Source organism: Flavobacterium sp. GNP010, from assembly GCF_056428945.1.
The window spans coordinates 1-2,572 of the sequence record NZ_JBWJVK010000094.1 but is presented as its reverse complement, the minus strand read 5'-3'; the positions used below and the strand labels follow the sequence as shown (position 1 = coordinate 2,572).

Sequence of the window (2,572 nt, the reverse complement as noted above, 5' to 3'; positions counted from 1 at the left end):
ATTTAATAGATTCATTCATATCAAATGCGTAACCTGCAATTAAATAGTAATTAATCTTTTCTTTAAAAATAGCAACTTCATTGTCGTCATAGCGTTTGCTTTCTATAAAATTAGGAATTGAAAATCCGATATATGCCTTATCAGAATGCCAATAAACTCCGGCTCCAATATTAGGGGTAAATTTATTATTGAAATCTCGTATGCTTGGGTCAGCTTGAGCTGGATTCAATTTGTTAATATCTAAATTAAACAAGTTAGCAGTAGCTTTAATTCCAAAAGAGAGCTTAAAAGTTTCAGAAGTAGGAACCGTGTAGGATACATCAGTAGAAATTGTATTCTCTGTAGTAGGTCCAATTTTATCATTAATTATAGTCACTCCTAAACCTAAATTACTTTCGTTTAATGGAGTATTGACAGAGGCAACATTGGTAACAGGAGCTCCATCTAGTCCAACCCATTGTGTACGGTGTAGCGCAAAAATACTGAAAGCGCCTCTGGATCCCGCATAGGCAGGATTAATATTGATGGTGTTGTACATGTATTGAGTAAATTGGGCATCTTGTTGTGCATAATTTACAAAGGCTGTAAACATCAAAACGAAAGAAAATAATTTTGTTTTCATAGTAGATATTTATTATCTCGAATTAGCTATCGACTTTTAAGAGAGTAATACTTTAGTTCGATTTGATAAAGTTCAATTGGATTTTATAAGATGAAATAGTTTTTTAATTATAAAATACCTGAGGATAAAAAATCCTCAGGTATTAGATTATTTATTTGGATAAGTATAAATATCCGTCTTTTTTGTTGGTTATAGTTTTCCCTGTACCGTCAAGAGATGTATAACTCAAGATGTAAAAATATGTTCCAGTTGGTAATCCAGCAGATTGTTGAATAGTAGATCTACCAGCAGAAATACCTTCAAAAGCATTACTCGTATTATTATATCCTTTAGTTTCATATACTAATACGCCCCATCGGTTATAAATCTCAACTGTATTATCTGGATAACAAACGGTATCATCAATATTATCGATTACGAATTTTTCATTAATTCCATCACCATTTGGAGAGAATGCGTTGTGCACCACTATCGTTCCACAAGCTAATACAATTCCACACCCTGTATTTACAGTCATAGTTATTCTAATTGTTCTAGGACAAGTAGCATCATTAACGTTATATTCAAAAATGTAATCTCTTACTGAAAGTCCAACAGCGTTAAGCATACTGCCCTGTAGAGCATTTGAATTGTTCACATCTACCCAAGTTCCGTTAGTAGGAGTTCCCGTTGGTAATAAATTATTCAAATCAGTTGTTGTCGTTTCTCCATCATTGCAAATAAAACTGCTGATAGGTACAACACTATTGACGATACTAACATTTACAATTTGAGTAAACTCAGAAGGATTTCCACAAGTGTCAGATACCAACCATTTTCTAACTATTGAATAAGAACTGTCAGTTCTGTTAATGATATTCTCTGTAAAAATAGGAGTAGAGACAGTTGAACAATTATCCACAAATACAAGTTCTGGCCTAGCTGGAATTGCATCACAATTCACGTTAAGTATCGCTGAATAAGCTGTGTTAGTAGTTGGACCAACTGTATCGCTAACATTAATAACTTGTGAAGCAGTAGCTTTATTTCCAGATGAATCAGTTGCTGTCCATGTTCTTGTTATGGTGTAAGATCCTATGCAACTTCCTTGTACTTTCACATCAACGAATGTCAAGTTTACAGGCCCACACGTATCAGTTGCTATTGCTTGTGTAAAACTTGGTGTTGAACTACAAGTTATTGCAGAAGCAGCTGGTAATTGTGCAATGGTTGGCGCTGTAGTATCTGTAACATTTATTGTTATTGTAGCTGTATGACAGGTGGTTGGGTTTTGTTTTTGACATATTTGATATGTTAAAACATATGAACCACCCGAAATTCCGCTTTGAACTGTTACATTCCCAAAATTGTCTAACGAAATGTTTGGGTTCGAGCCTGAAACTAATGAAATATTTACGTCTTCATGTTTCACTGGGTTACCGTTTAAAGTATCGTTAGTCAGAACATTACCAACTACCCCAAATGAAGTACAATTAATTTCTGAATAGGTATCTGCATCTGCATTAATAGTAGGAGAAACATCATCATCTAAAATAGTACCAGTAGTACTTACCGTTCCATTAGCAATGTTGAATGTTTCATCTACTTCATCAATAGCATCCACAGTTGTTTGTACCGATACCGTTCCAGTAGTTGCTCCAGCAGGAACATTTACGGTAACATTTGTAGTAGTGTAATCCGCACTTCCTGCAGTACCATTGGTTAAAACAAAGGTATACGTGGTCACTTTATCAGAAGGGTTGCTCAAGGTAAAGTTGAATACCACATCAGATCCTTCAGTAGCCGAAGCAGGAGTGATCGTTGCCACAGTAGGGGGATTGTTATCATCTAAAATAGTACCAGTAGTACTTACTGTTCCATTAGCAATGTTGAATGTTTCATCTACTTCATCAATAGCATCCACAGTTGTTTGTACCGATACCGTTCCAGTAGTTGCTCCAGCAGGAACAT

Annotated in this window: 2 protein-coding genes; both read right to left on the bottom strand. The window is 35.1% G+C overall.

All coding sequences use genetic code 11. The annotated features are described in order from the left end of the window. Positions 1 to 622: PorP/SprF family type IX secretion system membrane protein (locus tag AC061C_RS15535; RefSeq protein ID WP_478291925.1), on the bottom strand; the 622-nt coding region annotated here is incomplete at its 3' end. 151 nt (positions 623 to 773) lie between these two features. Then, the coding region (locus AC061C_RS15530) for a T9SS type B sorting domain-containing protein (RefSeq protein WP_478291924.1) at positions 774 to 2,572 on the bottom strand (1,799 nt) is incomplete at its 5' end.